At 63.5% G+C, this 14,549-nt stretch carries 14 protein-coding genes; 8 read left to right on the top strand and 6 right to left on the bottom strand.

Annotated elements, in window-relative coordinates; genetic code table 11:
• Window positions 1-67 precede the first annotated feature (67 nt).
• Window positions 68-1,246, bottom strand: a complete 1,179-nt coding sequence (locus Q8M73_11210; GenBank protein ID MDP2289117.1) for a fibronectin type III domain-containing protein — start codon at window positions 1,244-1,246, stop codon at window positions 68-70.
• A 167-nt stretch (window positions 1,247-1,413) separates the two neighbouring features.
• On the opposite strand from Q8M73_11210, the gene Q8M73_11205 reads away from it, so the two are divergent.
• Both Q8M73_11205 and Q8M73_11200 read left to right on the top strand, forming a co-directional pair.
• On the top strand, window positions 1,414-2,064 hold the full coding sequence (locus tag Q8M73_11205; GenBank protein ID MDP2289116.1) for a TetR/AcrR family transcriptional regulator: 651 nt from the start codon (window positions 1,414-1,416) through the stop codon (window positions 2,062-2,064).
• Between the two features lie 121 nt (window positions 2,065-2,185).
• Window positions 2,186-2,869 carry a pentapeptide repeat-containing protein gene (locus Q8M73_11200; GenBank protein ID MDP2289115.1) on the top strand — a complete coding sequence of 228 codons (684 nt, stop codon included), beginning with the start codon at window positions 2,186-2,188 and terminating at the stop codon, window positions 2,867-2,869.
• A 34-nt stretch (window positions 2,870-2,903) separates the two neighbouring features.
• On the opposite strand, the gene Q8M73_11195 is transcribed toward Q8M73_11200, so the two are convergent.
• The 3 genes from Q8M73_11195 to Q8M73_11185 form a co-directional block, all read right to left on the bottom strand.
• Window positions 2,904-3,956 carry an ArdC family protein gene (locus tag Q8M73_11195; GenBank protein MDP2289114.1) on the bottom strand — a complete coding sequence of 351 codons (1,053 nt, stop codon included), beginning with the start codon at window positions 3,954-3,956 and terminating at the stop codon, window positions 2,904-2,906.
• A complete protein-coding gene (locus tag Q8M73_11190; protein ID MDP2289113.1) occupies window positions 3,953-4,378 on the bottom strand; it encodes a hypothetical protein in 426 nt (141 codons plus the stop codon). The genes Q8M73_11195 and Q8M73_11190 overlap by 4 nt, the downstream gene beginning before the upstream one ends.
• Before the next feature lie 81 nt (window positions 4,379-4,459).
• Window positions 4,460-5,593, bottom strand: coding sequence for a DUF4192 domain-containing protein (locus Q8M73_11185; GenBank protein MDP2289112.1), 1,134 nt, complete (start codon window positions 5,591-5,593; stop codon window positions 4,460-4,462).
• A gap of 192 nt (window positions 5,594-5,785) precedes the next feature.
• On the opposite strand from Q8M73_11185, the gene Q8M73_11180 reads away from it, so the two are divergent.
• From Q8M73_11180 to Q8M73_11170, 3 genes are read left to right on the top strand one after another with little or no spacing between them, the layout of a single operon-like run.
• On the top strand, window positions 5,786-6,583 hold the full coding sequence (locus Q8M73_11180; GenBank protein ID MDP2289111.1) for a type III restriction endonuclease subunit M: 798 nt from the start codon (window positions 5,786-5,788) through the stop codon (window positions 6,581-6,583).
• Window positions 6,580-8,271, top strand: a complete 1,692-nt coding sequence (locus tag Q8M73_11175; GenBank protein ID MDP2289110.1) for an Eco57I restriction-modification methylase domain-containing protein — start codon at window positions 6,580-6,582, stop codon at window positions 8,269-8,271. Before Q8M73_11180 ends, Q8M73_11175 begins: the two co-directional genes overlap by 4 nt.
• Window positions 8,268-10,862, top strand: coding sequence for a hypothetical protein (locus tag Q8M73_11170; GenBank protein ID MDP2289109.1), 2,595 nt, complete (start codon window positions 8,268-8,270; stop codon window positions 10,860-10,862). Before Q8M73_11175 ends, Q8M73_11170 begins: the two co-directional genes overlap by 4 nt.
• A gap of 281 nt (window positions 10,863-11,143) precedes the next feature.
• On the opposite strand, the gene Q8M73_11165 is transcribed toward Q8M73_11170, so the two are convergent.
• Window positions 11,144-11,341, bottom strand: a complete 198-nt coding sequence (locus tag Q8M73_11165; protein ID MDP2289108.1) for a hypothetical protein — start codon at window positions 11,339-11,341, stop codon at window positions 11,144-11,146.
• A 203-nt stretch (window positions 11,342-11,544) separates the two neighbouring features.
• Here Q8M73_11165 and Q8M73_11160 point away from each other — a divergent pair, with 203 nt between their 5' ends.
• Window positions 11,545-11,970, top strand: coding sequence for a hypothetical protein (locus Q8M73_11160; protein ID MDP2289107.1), 426 nt, complete (start codon window positions 11,545-11,547; stop codon window positions 11,968-11,970).
• Between the two features lie 130 nt (window positions 11,971-12,100).
• Here Q8M73_11160 and Q8M73_11155 read toward each other — a convergent pair whose 3' ends face one another.
• Window positions 12,101-12,400, bottom strand: a complete 300-nt coding sequence (locus Q8M73_11155) for a hypothetical protein (protein MDP2289106.1) — start codon at window positions 12,398-12,400, stop codon at window positions 12,101-12,103.
• A 215-nt stretch (window positions 12,401-12,615) separates the two neighbouring features.
• Here Q8M73_11155 and Q8M73_11150 point away from each other — a divergent pair, with 215 nt between their 5' ends.
• Window positions 12,616-12,747, top strand: coding sequence for a hypothetical protein (locus Q8M73_11150; protein ID MDP2289105.1), 132 nt, complete (start codon window positions 12,616-12,618; stop codon window positions 12,745-12,747).
• Between the two features lie 104 nt (window positions 12,748-12,851).
• Window positions 12,852-14,549: relaxase domain-containing protein (locus Q8M73_11145; protein MDP2289104.1), on the top strand; the 1,698-nt coding region annotated here is incomplete at its 3' end.

Here is a 14,549-nt window from a genome sequence, read left to right as displayed (position 1 = left end):
TGCCTTGTCTGTGAGATGTGGGGTGAAGGGGTGCTGGGGTTGAGCAGCTGTGGAGCTGTCTGCTTGTCTAGGCGGGGATTTCTTGGGCGACCTTGGCCGCGGTGGTGATCCAGGAGGTGCCGTTATCGCTGTAGCCGGCAGGGGCTGTGTCCTTGACGAGTTCGGTCTTGCTATAGGCGGAGCCGTTGTCGGTGTAGCCGGCTGGCGGGGCGTCCTTCACTGAGGCGTAATAGCCGTCGGGAGTGACCTTGTAGTAGCCGGCGTCGCTTCCATTGGCGTCCCAGGCGTTCTGCCCGTAGTAGGTGCCGCCGTTGGGTGAGGCGGAGTAGTCGGTATGCGATCCGGTCTGCACGAACTGCTGGTGATAGCTGTAGGGGCTGGTGGTGGTCACCGAGTGGAAGGTGTACGTCTGCGTCTTGTTGCACAGTGATCCGGCGTCAGTGAATCCGGTGGGGCAGACGTAGATCGTGCGCGTGGTTGGTCCGGCAGGCGCGGGAGCCGGAGCAGCCGCGGGAGCTGGTGCGGGGTCAGCGGCCTTCGTGATCGGTGCAGTGTCCGCCGCGGCTTTGCCTGCACCGGACAGGTCAGTCAGGGTGCGGGTCATCGTGGCTGAGGAGGCTTGCCCCGTGGCCGCTGTGTTGGTGGGGGTGACGGTGAACGTGTAGAGGGTGTCGGGGTTCAGGCCGGTCAGTGTTGCGCTGGTGACGTTGGACGTCTTACGCACCGGCGCGGCAGCCGCTGCAGTGCGCGGTTGGGTTCCGGTGGGAGTGGCCGTAATGGTGTAGTTGACCTTGCCTTCGCTGCGGGCGGCTTGGTGCTGCCAGTCCAACTGCACGGATCCTGGAGTCGCTGTTGTCGAAACGGTGAGGCCAAAAGCTGAACCAGGGGCCGCCAAGGGTGTTGCTGTCCCGATGGTCCTGCCAGCGATCGCCACGGCGTACGGGACGCCGGTGGCGAGCTTGCGAAACACCACCGGAGCCGCAGGGCTAGATGTAGCCATGCGTGGGGCTTGGCCTTTCGCGGTCACGGTGACGGGCTTGCCTGCCGCGCCGGTGACGGTCAGGCCCGCCACGATGTTGGCGTCAACACCGATCACGGTCGCGTCTGGGGCAACGGTTGGTGCAGGAGTCGGGTCCTGGGCGATGACGCTGGATGCGACGGGATCGGCGAATGCGGCTGGTGTGTAGATCAGGGTTCCTGCGGCCAGGGTGGTGATGGCCAGGATTGCCTTGTGGTTGGTCTTCATGATGTTCTCCTTGTTTGCCGGAATAGCTATACAGAGAACTGTGACACTTATAACAAGAGAAACAATGGCTCTGACAAAGACTTGATGTCACTTTTACAGAAATGAAACAATTGCTATTAGGCCTACGTCTGTGACAGATAGTGTCTTGTCTGGTTTATGATGTCGGCATGGCAACGACTCCTTCGAGCACGATCAAGGGCGTCCACACCGGTGGCGCTGCCTGGATGCAGTTGCATGCCTCCATTGCCGTGCACGGGCTGGATCTGCTGGTGGACCGGGGCTATGACGCGTTCACCGTGGACAACCTGGCAGCTACCAGCGGGATCAACCGCAGAACGATCTACCGTCACTACCCTTCGCGGGTTGAGATGGCGGTCGCCGCGATCCGGCAGATGCCATCGTTCGCCACCGATCAGGGTCGCCCAGGAACCCCACGCGAGCGCTTGTTTGCCGCGGTCCATGAGGGCTCGCTGTTGCCGCTGCGACTGCCACGTTTGTTAGCAACGGTGGTGACGCACGCCCGCAGCACGCCGGAACTTCTCGCGGCTTTGCAGGAGTATGTCCTGAAACCTCGAGAGGCGTCCCTTGCCCAGGGGCTGGTCGCGGGCAAGGCACAGGGATGGGTGCGACCTGAGGTACAGGCCTGGGAACTCAGTGCCCTGATTAATGGCCTTCTGGTCAATGAATCTCTGGGATTGGTGCGCTTTGATTCCCGGGCCAAACGTTCGGATGCCATTGCTGAGGCACTGTGGCGGATGGTGGCGATCGATCCTGCAGGTGATGGTGCCGCCAAACCCGTAGGCCGACGCTCGCGGTGATCCGAAAACGGTCGGTACCGAGCCAGCTGACACCGTTGACTAAGTAGGACACTTTCCGCAAGCAGGCAAGTGCCCGTCCGTCGTGCCCGCACGAAGCACGCCCGTCACCTTGGAGGCACCCATGGCAGAACCCGATCCCAAGCCCGCTTCCACCACACCTGCAGGACCATTTGCAGGAGCGGCGCTATCTGATGCCCGGTTCATCCGTGCCGATCTCCGGGGGATGGACTTCACCGGCGCCCAACTGGACGGTGCCAACTTCATTGGGGCCGACCTTCGCGGTGCCAAGTTCACCGGAGCGGATCTGAGTGGATCGGTCCTGCACGGCGCAACGCTCACCGGGGCGGACCTCACCGGGGCCTGCCTAGCCAACGCCGACCTCCAGCGGGCCGATATCTCTAGCGCCTGCCTAGCCAACGCCGACCTCACCAGGGCAGTCTTTGATGGCGCCTGCCTGGCAGGCGCGAACCTGACAAGCGCAGACGCCCGATCAGCCTCCTTCCTGCGCGCCGATCTCGCCCAAGCCAATCTCACAAAAGCAGACGTCACTGGCGCCGCCCTGGCGGGGGCCGATCTCACCGACGCAAATCTCACCGGCACTAGAGGTGCAACCATCGCGGTCTTCCATGCCCGCAACGCCGTCCACTGGTCCACCGGCAAGGCCCTGCAAGCCATCGCACAGGATCGCGGGATAGCTGAATACACCAACGAGGTCGAACCAGTCCTCGAACACGCCCGCCGACAAGGCATCGACGCCACCGCTCCCGGCACCACGCAGCAGCCGCCGTCAATCTCCTGGGCCTAGCAGTCGAGCGCGCAGCACCCACTGCCAGAGCACTTCACTGCAGCATTGAACCGATGCCCGCTCTGGTAGGGGAGAGCTGAGCTGGCCGGAGGCGATCCGGTGCTCGTGCGCCGATCCGAGTGTCAAATACTGCGTGGTCGACAAGTTCCACAGCTGCAGGAAGGTCGAGTCGTTCCGTGATGCTGCGCGCCGTCGCGAGCACCCGCCCAGCAACCGTGGTGATCACCTCAGGTGAGGTTCCAGCGGACCACCCTGCGACGTACCCGAAGGTGTAGTCCGATGAGTCAAGCCCGGAGTGCGCGGTGACTAGGTATGCCACCGACTCGGCCTCGACTTCTTTGACTTCACGGCACGGCATCGACCAGGTCGGATCGGTCTCCGGATCATGCAACATCACGTGGCCAAGTTCGTGAGCGAGCGTCTTGACTGCCTGCGCTTCACTGACGTCGCAGCGCACTTGGACCGTGCGGGCTCCGAAATCCGTCACGCCGTTCGCGCCACCGATGTCGGACGCATCCGCCACGCGGCTCAGCGTGAAGTTGGCTGCGGCAACCTGATGGGCGAGGGCGTCCCACAGTCCTTCGGGTGCTTGTCCCTGCAGCAGTGCAGGACGTTGCGGCACGGGCAGCGGGTCGCCGTCGGTCTGGGCCACGTCGAAGACCGCCACGGTGCGAAAGCCCGTCAACACGCGTCGTGACCGCTCCCGAACGTCGACATCTTCAGGCTCGGGTGTTGCGTTGTCGTCCGCGTCTGGGCCCGCATCCCGAGCAATGCGTCGGGTTGTCGGTGCCAGGATCCGGATCCCGGTTTCCCCGCGCCTCACGTGTCGCCCGAGTGACTTCCAAGCGGTGTAACTGGCAACGGCCGATGCGGTCGGTCGCTGCGCCACGATGAGCAGTTGATTGTTGAGTGAGTACGCGGGCATGTGCGCAGCAAAGTCCAGCCACGCCCGCCAGCCATCCGAGGTCTGCAGCGATGCCACGCCGGCCTGCAGCGTGGCTAGCGTGGCCTCAAGTTCGGCTTGGCGCTCTTGCGGTGTCCGGCTCGCACGCGCCTGGCGCGCGCCGACGGTAGGTGGGGCGGTCACGCTGCATCCGAAGCACGCACGCCATCTCGCCGATCGCTCTGGAGTGCGAGCAGGCATGCCCGTGCGCGGGCGCGCGTTTCCACCAGAACGGGGGATTCTTCGACATCAGCGCTGCACAGTTCCTCCAGGCGCCTGAGCATCGACTCGACGAATTGGCGCACTTGGCAGGGGCTCTGGATGCTCGGGAGATCGAGTTCGACATCGCTTGGCCAGGCGCCGGCTTCCACGAGGTCCTCGCAGGCCCACTCCATCTCGAGGGCTAACCACGCGAGCTGCTGCTGGGGCAGGGCCCAGCAGCAGAGTCTTGTGGGTGCAGTGTCAATCGTGGTGCGGATGGCGCTGGCCCAAGACCATGCCTGGTTCAGCGGCGTGACCCGGCGGGACGCCTGGCATTCGAGCGCCGGCAAGTGTGTTGTTCGCATGACAACTCCAATCAGAAAAGGGGTGGGCGGTGACGGCGCAGCACGAGGGCACTGCACTGTGGGTGCCGCAGTTGGAATGGCTCAGCTGGCCAGGGTTGGGCCAGAAGCGGTCATCGGCATCGACGGTGATCGCCGCGCAGGCGCGGCCTGCGCCGGAGTCTCAATGCCGTGTCGGCAGCTGGTCCGATCCAGTTGCTGCATGACTTCGGTCCACGATGACGGCGGCAGCCCGCGACCGATTGCGGTACTGACCATCGAGGCCAGCGAGTAGTTGGGGTCATCGTCGGCTGCCCGGTCCAGGCAGGCGTTCGCGCGGGCTCCGTCGCCGCGGGTCCAGTGCTGAATGGCCAGCGTCGTTGCGACCGGTGCGACATAGCCGTCTGGGGCGCTGCGCAAAGCAGCGTTCAGCCCGGAGATGGTGTTGGTCGAGTCAGTGCTGTCGTGGGCCATTTCCCACAGTGCGGTGTCGCGCACGCGGATGTCCTGCAGGCCGGCGATCACCGCCGCGATGGTGTCCGGTGAAGGGGCCGGATCCTTGCGCAGGCCGGCGATCCGGTTGATGGCCTCATCGCGCCACCCCTCCACGTCACCAGAAGGGGCCGAATGAGCCGGGATCAGCTCAGCCACTCGTTCGATCGACGTTGACCCAGGGGCGACCTCATCGACGAGCGCCTGACGAGAGGGCGCCATCGCCGCACCGGCCCCGGCGAACTCTGCGGCAATCATCGTGCGCAGCTCATCTGCGATCGGGGCCCCCTCGATCGGGCAGCACGCGTGGTTCTGGCAGCCATACGACCAGCGCGAGGCCCCATCGGTGTACAGCGCGTCCTTGACCCAGACATCTCGCATGTCCAAGGCCTCAACGAGTTGGTCGACCAGGCCAGTAGAGGGCAGCACACCGCTGTACGCCGGATTCTCATCCCCGAAAACAGCGACGATCACGGAGGTTGATCCGCTCGCCGCCATGGGATCAGTTGCGGTCTGCGCCAGGCCAGCCAGCTGCTCGGCGGTCAAGCCTGCACCGGGGCGATCGAACCGCTGGGTCAGGCGAATCGTCTCCCGGCCAGAGCCATCATCGGCCAGGCCGACCAGGACCACGGAGTCGCGGGGAGGAAAGCCCAGCAGATGGGGAACCGCCGCCAGCAAGGCATCAGGGCTGGACAAGGTCAAACGCTCAGGAACGGCAGTTAGGGCAGTTGCGCGGGGATCGGACATGGTCACGCCTCTCGGTCAGGACCGCGCCAATCGCGATCTCTACCCTGTCAACGGTGTGACCCCCTCGGTACCTCGCAAGTTCACCTGCGAGTGACGATGCTGCGAATGGGAAAGTCGGTGTCTGTGCAGTTCAAGCTGCCCTCAGGCGACAGAATGGGGTGTCGCGGTAGAGACGTCGTCGGGGGAGTAGCCATGCAGGCACCTAAGTGGTGGGCGCCGCGGTGGAGCCCTGGTAGCGATTCTGATCCCGATGCTGCTTGGACCAGGGTCGATTGCACCGAAGAGGCATGGCACGAATACGGCGAGCATGCGCTACTCGACGATGCAGCGATCCTTGACCCTCTGGAGGCGCAGTTCGGCGAGCAGGTGCGCTCCAAGGACCGCGTGCGCGACCTGGCGGAGGTGTTCACCCACCAGCGCGAGATCGAGGCGATGCTGGACCAGTTGCCCGATGCTTTCATGGCACTGGATGTGAAGTTCCTTGAGCCGGCCTGCGGGTCGGGCAACTTCCTGACCGAGATCCTGCGGCGCAAGCTGCGTCTGGTGTCCAAGCACGACTGTGCGATACAGGAGCAGTACGAGCACCGGCTCTTGCGCGCGGCGGCATCCATCTACGGCGTGGACATCTCGCCGGAGAACATCACGGAGGCGCGTGCCCGCATGGCCCACGTCATGCTCGAGCACTACCAGCGCGATGCGAATACTGTGGAGCCGACGCCGGGGTTCCTGACCGCGGCAGCTCTCATCCTGGGCGACAACATCGTACTCGGCGACACCCTCAACGATGCCGATGACATCGAACTGTGTGACTGGCAGCCTCATCCCGGCGGCTGCTTCGTGCGGGTGTGGAGCAACGCGCTCGTGCCCGAGGACCAGCGCCACCTCTTCTGGGTCGAGCGAATCCAGGACGTCGAGCCGGTCCACTACGCACGGCTGGTCCAGTCGAAGCCGCCGGCGACCACGGGACGCAAGACCGGGGCCAAGAAGTGAGCATCGACTTGACCAACACCTCCGGCCTGACCCGGACCCAGCGCGTCCCCGACATCCTCGACGTCATCGCGGCCTTATCGTCCGACGCGGTGCCGACTCCGCCTCTGCTCGCCCGCGCACTGCTCGACATCCTCCCCTCCGAGGTGTGGTCCAACCCTGACTACAAGTGGCTCGATCCTGGGACGAAGTCCGGCTCGATACTGCGTGAGGCTGCACGCCGGCTGATGATCGGGCTCGCGGAGTGGGAGCCCGATCCGGTCAAGCGCGCCGACCACATCCTGCGCAACATGCTGTATGGCTGCGGCATCACACAGGTCCACGGAGAAATGACCCGGCGTTCCGTATACGTGTCCCGCGACGCCACAAGCGCGTACTCCCTCGTGGCGTTCGACGACCCCGACGGCCACCTCCCGTTCGTCCAGGCCGAGCACGAATACCCAGTTAACAAGCACGGCCAGGCGTCTGGCCCGTGTCGGGTGTGCGGCGCACCGGTCGCACTGGAGCGTGGAGAGTCTCGTGAGAATTACGCCTACGCCTTCATCCACGGGGCGTATCCAACGGAGGAGATGAAGGACATGCAGTTCGATGTGATCGTCGGCAATCCTCCCTACCAGCTTGGTACCGAGGGGTTCGGTGCTACAGCTTCACCGATCTACCACCGCTTCGTCGAGCATGCCATCGCCCTTAACCCGAAGTACCTTGCAATGATCATTCCCTCGCGTTGGTTCGCTGGGGGCAAGGGCCTCGATGACTTTCGTGGAAAGATGATCGCTGACCGGCGGCTACGAACCATCGTGGACAACCCGAAGGTTTTCGACTGCTTCCCCGGCGTGAAGATCCGCGGCGGCGTCAACTATTTCATGTGGGACCGCGACCACGATGGCGACTGCGAGTTCGCGACGCGCATCGACGGGACGATCGTCAGCACCATGTCCCGAGACTTGCGCGAAGGCGACGGGGTTCTTGTTCGAGATAACCGCGCCATGAGCATCATTCGCAAGGTCACAGCCAAGTCGAAGACGCGTGTCGAGACGCTTTGCACGGTAACCAAGCCGTTCGGCTTGACGATGAGGTCGAACTACCCGGGCAGTGTGCCGGAGCCTTTCGATGGCGCCATTCCTCTGATCTACGCAAGCCATATCGGCTACAGCCGAGCTGACCAGATCCAGCGCAACCACCAGTGGATTGACCGTTGGAAGGTCCTGCTGCCAATGGCAAGCAGCGGTGACACGAACCAAGATGACGAGGGCCGAATCGTCGACGTCGTTCTCGGTGAGCCAATCGCTCTGGCCCCCGGATCGGCGTGCACACAGACCTACTTCATCACTGGCATGTTCGACACGCGCCAGGAGACGGAGAACTACGCCCACTATCTGGCGACGAAGTTCGTCCGGTTCCTCGTCCTGCAGCGCAAACTCACCCAGCACGTGACACCGGACAGATTCCGGTTCGTGCCACTGCTGGATATGAAGCGTCCCTGGACGGACGCAGACCTCTACGAGCACTTCGAGCTAACCGATGACGAGGCCGCCCATATCGAGGCGAGCATCAGGCCCCGCTCGGTGAACCTCTCACTCGACTCGCCCATCCCTGCCTCCCACCTTCCAGGAGGCGCCAAGTACCGCTCGCCCGGGGCCCGCGACGAGGTCGAAGCCCCAGATCCTGACGGGGACGGGGATGGCGAGTGAGCGGCAGCAAGCCCGCAGGACGCATCTACGTGTATAGCGCCCCTGGCTACGACACCGACTGGAAGCGCACCGTCGGCTCGACCACAATCACGGGGCGCGGACGACTGAAAGTCGGCTACACCGGCCGCCCAGATCCGCGCGTGCGAATCAAGGAGCAGACCGGCACCGTCTACCCCGACGGCGACGGCATCGTCATCCACCTGGACGAGCCCGCATTGCGCGACGACGGCACTACCTTCGACGACCACGCCGTCCACAAAGTCCTCGACGCCGCCGGCGTCCAGCGCAAGAGCGAGGTCCTCGAGGCGACCATGGACGAAGTGCGTGCCGCGCTCGCGGCTGTCCGCACACGTCGGGCCTACGACCCCACGCGCACCCAGGACTTCGGCATGCGTCCCGAACAGGCTGTCGCCGTCGATCAGACCGCCGCGTACTTCGTCGAGCACGCCGCCGACGTCCACCCGCCTCGTTACCTGTGGAACGCGAAGATGCGCTTCGGGAAGACCTTCACGACCTACCAGCTCGCAAAGCGCATGGGCTGGAAGCGCATCCTGGTCCTGACCTACAAGCCCGCCGTCCGCAACGCTTGGCGCGACGACCTGCTCGGGCATGTGGACTTCGCCGACTGGCTGTTCGCCGACCGCGACAATCCAGCCGATACGGGCAGAGCTTCCCCTGTCGTGTGGTTCGCGTCGTTCCAGGACCTCCTGGGCACGAAAGCAGATGGCGACGTCAAGGACCACAACGTGGATCTGCACCTCATCGACTGGGACTGCATCGTTATGGACGAGTACCACTTCGGGGCGTGGCAGGGCGCTGCCAAGGAAGTGACCAGCCCGGCCCCTTCGCTGGCCGAGGTGACCAAGGCCGCGCAGAAGGAGGCCGAGAACGAGGCTGAGCATGCCGATGAGGTTGCCGACCTAGCTGCCATCGGCAAGCCCCGTCTGTACTCGGCCACTCCTGACACCGACCTGGCAACCGACCTCGACGCCGAGCAGCTCCACCTGTCCAGCAAGTACTACCTGTACCTGTCCGGCACCCCGTTCCGCGCCCTGACTGAGGGCGAGTTCAACGAGGACGCAATTTACAACTGGACCTACCCCGACGAGCAGTACGCCAAGCAGCACTGGGCAGACGATCCGGCGCGAGACCCAGAACGCAACCCCTACCGTGAGCTTCCACAGATGCAGATGTTCACGTACGCCCTGTCGGAGGTCGCGTCCGCAGCCATCGACCAGGGCGCCGACGGCCTGTTTGACCTGTCCGGCTTCTTCGCCGCGTCGAAGATCGGCTCCGAATACCAATTCGCTGAGCCCAGCAGCGTCAGCGAGTTCCTCAACATGCTGCGCGGCCGGCTCACCCAGTCAGCCACAGAGAAGCTGCTCAACAACTTCAAACCACCGTTCCCCTACAGCGACGCGCGGTTTGCCCAGGCGGTCGAACACAGCGTCTGGTTCCTGCCCACTGTCGCCTCCGCCCACGCGATGAAGGCCGCCCTGGAAGTGCACCCGTTCTTCCGCGACTTCCTCATTCACGTCGCAGCAGGCAATAGCGCCAAGATGGGCGCCGAGGCAAAGGTCCCCGTCGATGCAATGCTGGCCAAGGCAGCCAAGCTGGGCAAGCAGACCATCACCTTGTCTGTCGGCAAGCTCATGACCGGCGTCACCGTCCCCCAATGGGGCGCCATCCTTATCCTGCGATCGCTCAAGTCACCCGAGTCCTACTTCCAGGCGGCATTCCGCGTGCAGTCGCCCTGGGCTACCAGGAACGACGACGGCACGCGCACCGTCAACAAGGACACGTGCTTCGTGTTTGACTTCGACCCGAACCGGGCGCTGACACTGGTGTACCAGTACGGCACGAAACTCGCGGGCGGCTCAACAAAGACCTCGCCGGCCGAAGTCATCGGGGAACTCATTGAGTTCCTGCCCATCTTCCAGTTCGAAGGGGGCCGCATGGACCCCGTAGACGTGAACCACATCATGGACTGGGGCACGGCCGGCGCTGGCGCTGCGATGCTCGCCAAGCGCTGGGGTAGCCCGCGCCTCATCGACCTGTCGGAAGCCGTACTTACCGAGCTCTTGGGCGATAGTGACCTCATCGAGCGACTCGAGCAGATGGAGGACTTCCGCAACCTGCGTCAGGACGCCACCAAGATCATCTCCAACTCGCAGAAAGTCCGAGCGGGCAAGAAGCCAAAGGGCGGAGGTTCGACGGAGGAAGAGGACCCTGAAGTCAAAGCGGCCCGCAAGGCCAAGCGCGATCAAGTAAACACGCTGCGCTCCAAGCTCCTGAAATTCGTCCAGGCAGTGCCGGTGTTCATGTATCTAACCGACTACCGCGAGGAAGCGCTCGTAGACATCATCAGGTCGCTGGATACCCAACTGTTCGAGCGCGTTACTGGACTGACGCTCGGCGACTTCAACAGGCTCTCCGAGGTGGGTGTGTTCCATCCGGCGCACATGGAGGAGGCCATCTGGCAGTTCCGGCTGTTCGAGCGCGCCAGTTTGGACTACTTGGGCACTGCCCCGCTCGACGCCAATGGGCTCAAGCTTGGGCTCTGGGATCGTACGGTTCGGGAGCCTACGTAGCACTCACTCTGAGTGCATCGCTATTCAGCGGACCGCCTACGAAGTGGATTTCCCAATGAGGGATCAAGTGTCGACGGCAAGCACGAAGCGTCGAGCAACTCGTCGGCATGCCGGCGCGATGGACTATGTAACTCGCATTTCGGCACAGCGGCGGAACATGTGCGCGACGAGCCTGTGCCGCTGCATCCGGCCCTATACGACTTAGGAAACAACGAGCACTCCTGCCACGAGCGAAGGGTGCTCATCGCGGAACGATTGAACGCATATCTGCCAAAGACGCGTTAGGGGCTAGCCGGCCATTCAGATTGCACAATGTGCAGGAACTCCTGATTCTCTCCCGCTGTGAACGCTGGTGTCTCCAATGGCGAACTCCGGCTGGTCCTGAAAACCGCCTTCACGATTACCACGACGAGTGCGACGAAGCTCACGACTAACCCCACGATGAGGGCCAAGGCGACGAGGACGATGATGGCGATCATGTCGGCTCCTTCCGGCTAATCAGGGCAGGGTAAGTGTCGGGTCGGACATTCATCCCGTTGCAGCGGCGTGGAAGCCACTTGATTTCATCCAGGCGCGCCAATGCGCGACAGACGGACTGCTCCATGTTGCCGATACTTGAGTCGCCTCCGAAGTAATCGTCAAAGAGTTGCCACTTGCAGCGCAGGCTGAACTCGGAGAACACATGACCGTGACATGCACCAGTGCACCCGACGACAATGCCGGTGCACTGATGTCAGTCACGCCGACACCGAGATGCGGCGGCTTCCAGCCATGCAGCGGGTGCGGGGCAGAGCGTCGCGCTGCTGGCGCAATTGCTTTCGGCCTAGGCGACCGTGCCGACGGCGGGGTGGGCCTTGTCGGGGTGCTCGTGTGCGCTGCTGTCGGCTTGGTCCTATCCCGACTGCTGGCGTCATTCGAAACTGGAGACGGTGCCGGCGTTGCCTTCGGCGTAGGACTTGGTGGCGTGGAGGCACTAGTTGGCGCTGTTGTCGACAAAGGAGCGCTGGGCCGCGCATCGAGCGGGGTTCCAGCGGACGAAGGTGTGGCCACCCGCATCGAGGGTGTTGGGAAGGTGACCTGGACGTCACCGAGTTCAGCCTCGGAATAGGCAGGCGACGAAGCAGCCGCTTCCGGGCTGGGGTCGGTGACTCCGACACCAGGACCGATGACCATGGCGGCGCCAACAACCAAGCCGCCTGCCAGGCATGCACCAAGCGCCATGCTCAGAGTGCGCGGTGTCAGCTGCATGGAGCGTCCTGGCCGCCGCCGGAGATCCAGCGGCTGACCTTGATCGTCGTGGTTCTGCCGATCTGCGCCGCGGTCGCGGCGGTCATGCCGGGCACTGCCATGAGTTGCTTCCAAGCCTCGGCTTCGACCCGGCGAGCTTCATTGAGATCACTGGTGTGGCGCTCTTGCGCCTTGGCCAAGCGTTGACTGGCCTTGGTCTCAAGTTCGGCTCGCTTGGCCTGCGCCGCAGCCAGGTCATTGGCTGCGATCGCTGAGGTGGCCAGGAACTCGTTGTTCGTGCGGGTGCTCATGCGGCGCCTCCCTGTCAGCGTGGGCCGACATCGGCCCGTCACTTCGTTCAACGGTGTGAGCGCGGCCGGTACCTCGCAAGTTCGCGACGTGACGCGTAGCCGTAAATGCGAGGTACCAAGACACCGACACCGTTGTGAAAGCAGAGACCAAGAACTCAAGGAATCGAATCAAGCCAAGCAGACCAGATCAAACGACCACGAAGGACACCGAAACCATGCAAATCCATCACACACCAGAAGACCACAAGAACCCCAAGGACAAGGACACAGCCCAAAAGCCAACGAACACCTCCCGGGCTGGCATCCTGATGCTCCCCGCCGTCTGGTTCGCCGGATCGGAGGTCTAGAGATGGCGCGCAGCGGTCACTGCCAGATGCTCGTTCACGGCGCGGATTTGGGTGCCCAAGTGGGCTACAGGCTGGGTGGAATCACGCCGGATAAGTCTGCTTCCGTGGATGCTCAGGAGGCCCAAGTCGACTACCGATTGGGGGCGGATTCTGTCGACTCGAGGCAGGTCTGGTTCCTCGGCAAGGGGGCAACTGCGGAGCGCTTGGCGTACCGCCCCGGGGAGTTGGTGACGGCCTCTGACGGCCGCATTGTTCGTGACGCGATGTACGGAATCGATAGGGAAAGCGGGGAGCGCATCCGCGTACGAACGCAGAGGAATCGTCAGGCTCGCGTGGCCGCTTCTCCCTACTTCACGGTCCTCAAAGAAGCCTGTGATGCTGCCGCGATCCAGCCTGAGTCCTTGTGGCCTGGCCGTGACAGGGCTGCATACCTGAGGGCCCTGACCGGCGCGAGCAATCGGCCAAATGGGACATTGGTCATACGTTCCGCGGAGGCGTTGTTGCGCTCCAATGAGCATGCCTGGAAGCTCTACCGCGCGCACACACGAGATGGGCAGGACGTCGTGCCGCCTCCCGTCCAGTTCGATCGAGTCGAGGTGATGCGCCGGTTGGGTGCGCACCATCGTGCGCTCCATGAGGAGGGAACTCCGCAAGAGTTTGATGGCAATCCGATCGATCTATTGCTGTCAAATGAGGCCTTGGGCCGGTGGGTTTGGGAGCGAGTTCGCGCGCAAGCCGAACGAACGTCTGAGGTTGGCAATGCGGGCTACGAGATGACGCTGACGTGTCCGAAGTCGTTCAGCGTTGCCGCATTCGTTGCCGATCCAGCAACGCGTGAGCAGTGGCTCGAGACCATCCGAGATGCCGCGCGTCAAGCTACCGATGAGCTCATGGCGCGGGTTGCTCACGGACGTACCGGACACGAAGGAGATGGGCAAAAGACCATACCTATTCAAGGACTCGGATACGCGGCGACGGTGTCGATTGAGTCGTACTCGCGTGAACTAGATCCACACTTGCATGGGCACGTGATGATCCCCAACCGGGTTGTTTGCGTCGATGGGGTGGAACGCACGATGGCGACCGGTGGGGCCGACATGGTGAACCATTCGTGGTGGCTCCAGGCACAATTTGAGCGGCACTTGCGCCAGTTGTCCACGCAGCGCGGGCTCGTGACCGGATGGGAGTTCGATCTCGCCGGTAGCCAGTGGGAGGTCATCGGCGCTGATGCGGATCTCATGGCCTTCTATTCCCAGGCGCAGGCACTTGTGCGCGCAGAAACACTGGAATCGTTGCACGAGGAGTCGGTCGGTGTGGATCGCTCTCGGCTGCAGATTCTGGACTCGCGAGCCAAGCGCAAGATCACCCGCGCGAAGGGCGAGCAGACCCTCACGTGGGGCCAAGTCCGAGCTCGGATGATCGACCGGGCACGCGAATCGGACATTGATCTTGGCGCTGCTTTCTCTGCGGACCCTGTTGATGCCGCAAAGCAGCCTGGAGCGTGGGACGACGACTTCTGGGCGCGCACCGTCGAGGAGATCGTGTGCGAAAACAAGGGCGCCGAGATCACCGCACGCATCGAGGCCGCGGTTCGTGCTTTCGCGCCGCACGAGTGGTCTGAAGAGCAGGTCAGGGCCAAATTGTCGGTGGTCATTGCGCGTGAATTCACCACCGGTGAGGTCTCCGCCCGTGGGCGAGTGGGTGTTCGAAAGCATGCTTCCAACCGCGTCGCCGCCGCAGAGCGCCGGGCATGCGAGGTCTTCGCTGCAGGCTTTGAGCAGAATGCGCATGCGCTCGATCCC

This window comes from Actinomycetota bacterium (assembly GCA_030684515.1).
In the GTDB taxonomy this organism is placed as follows: Bacteria; Actinomycetota; Actinomycetes; order S36-B12; family S36-B12; genus UBA11398.
Note: the sequence above shows the minus strand (reverse complement) of the source record. Positions and strands in the feature narration are given on the sequence as shown.

What these genes read in the sequence shown, in the direction of transcription:
- Q8M73_11165 (MDP2289108.1), bottom strand. Translation starts at nt 11,341, where the DNA reads ATGATCGCCATCATCGTCCTCGTCGCCTTGGCCCTCATCGTGGGGTTA.
- Q8M73_11150 (MDP2289105.1), top strand. Translation starts at nt 12,616, where the DNA reads ATGCAAATCCATCACACACCAGAAGACCACAAGAACCCCAAGGACAAG.
- Q8M73_11160 (MDP2289107.1), top strand. Translation starts at nt 11,545, where the DNA reads ATGACCGTGACATGCACCAGTGCACCCGACGACAATGCCGGTGCACTG.
- Q8M73_11205 (MDP2289116.1), top strand. Translation starts at nt 1,414, where the DNA reads ATGGCAACGACTCCTTCGAGCACGATCAAGGGCGTCCACACCGGTGGC.
- Q8M73_11190 (MDP2289113.1), bottom strand. Translation starts at nt 4,378, where the DNA reads ATGCGAACAACACACTTGCCGGCGCTCGAATGCCAGGCGTCCCGCCGG.
- Q8M73_11210 (MDP2289117.1), bottom strand. Translation starts at nt 1,246, where the DNA reads ATGAAGACCAACCACAAGGCAATCCTGGCCATCACCACCCTGGCCGCA.
- Q8M73_11155 (MDP2289106.1), bottom strand. Translation starts at nt 12,400, where the DNA reads ATGAGCACCCGCACGAACAACGAGTTCCTGGCCACCTCAGCGATCGCA.
- Q8M73_11180 (MDP2289111.1), top strand. Translation starts at nt 5,786, where the DNA reads ATGCAGGCACCTAAGTGGTGGGCGCCGCGGTGGAGCCCTGGTAGCGAT.
- Q8M73_11200 (MDP2289115.1), top strand. Translation starts at nt 2,186, where the DNA reads ATGGCAGAACCCGATCCCAAGCCCGCTTCCACCACACCTGCAGGACCA.
- Q8M73_11185 (MDP2289112.1), bottom strand. Translation starts at nt 5,593, where the DNA reads ATGTCCGATCCCCGCGCAACTGCCCTAACTGCCGTTCCTGAGCGTTTG.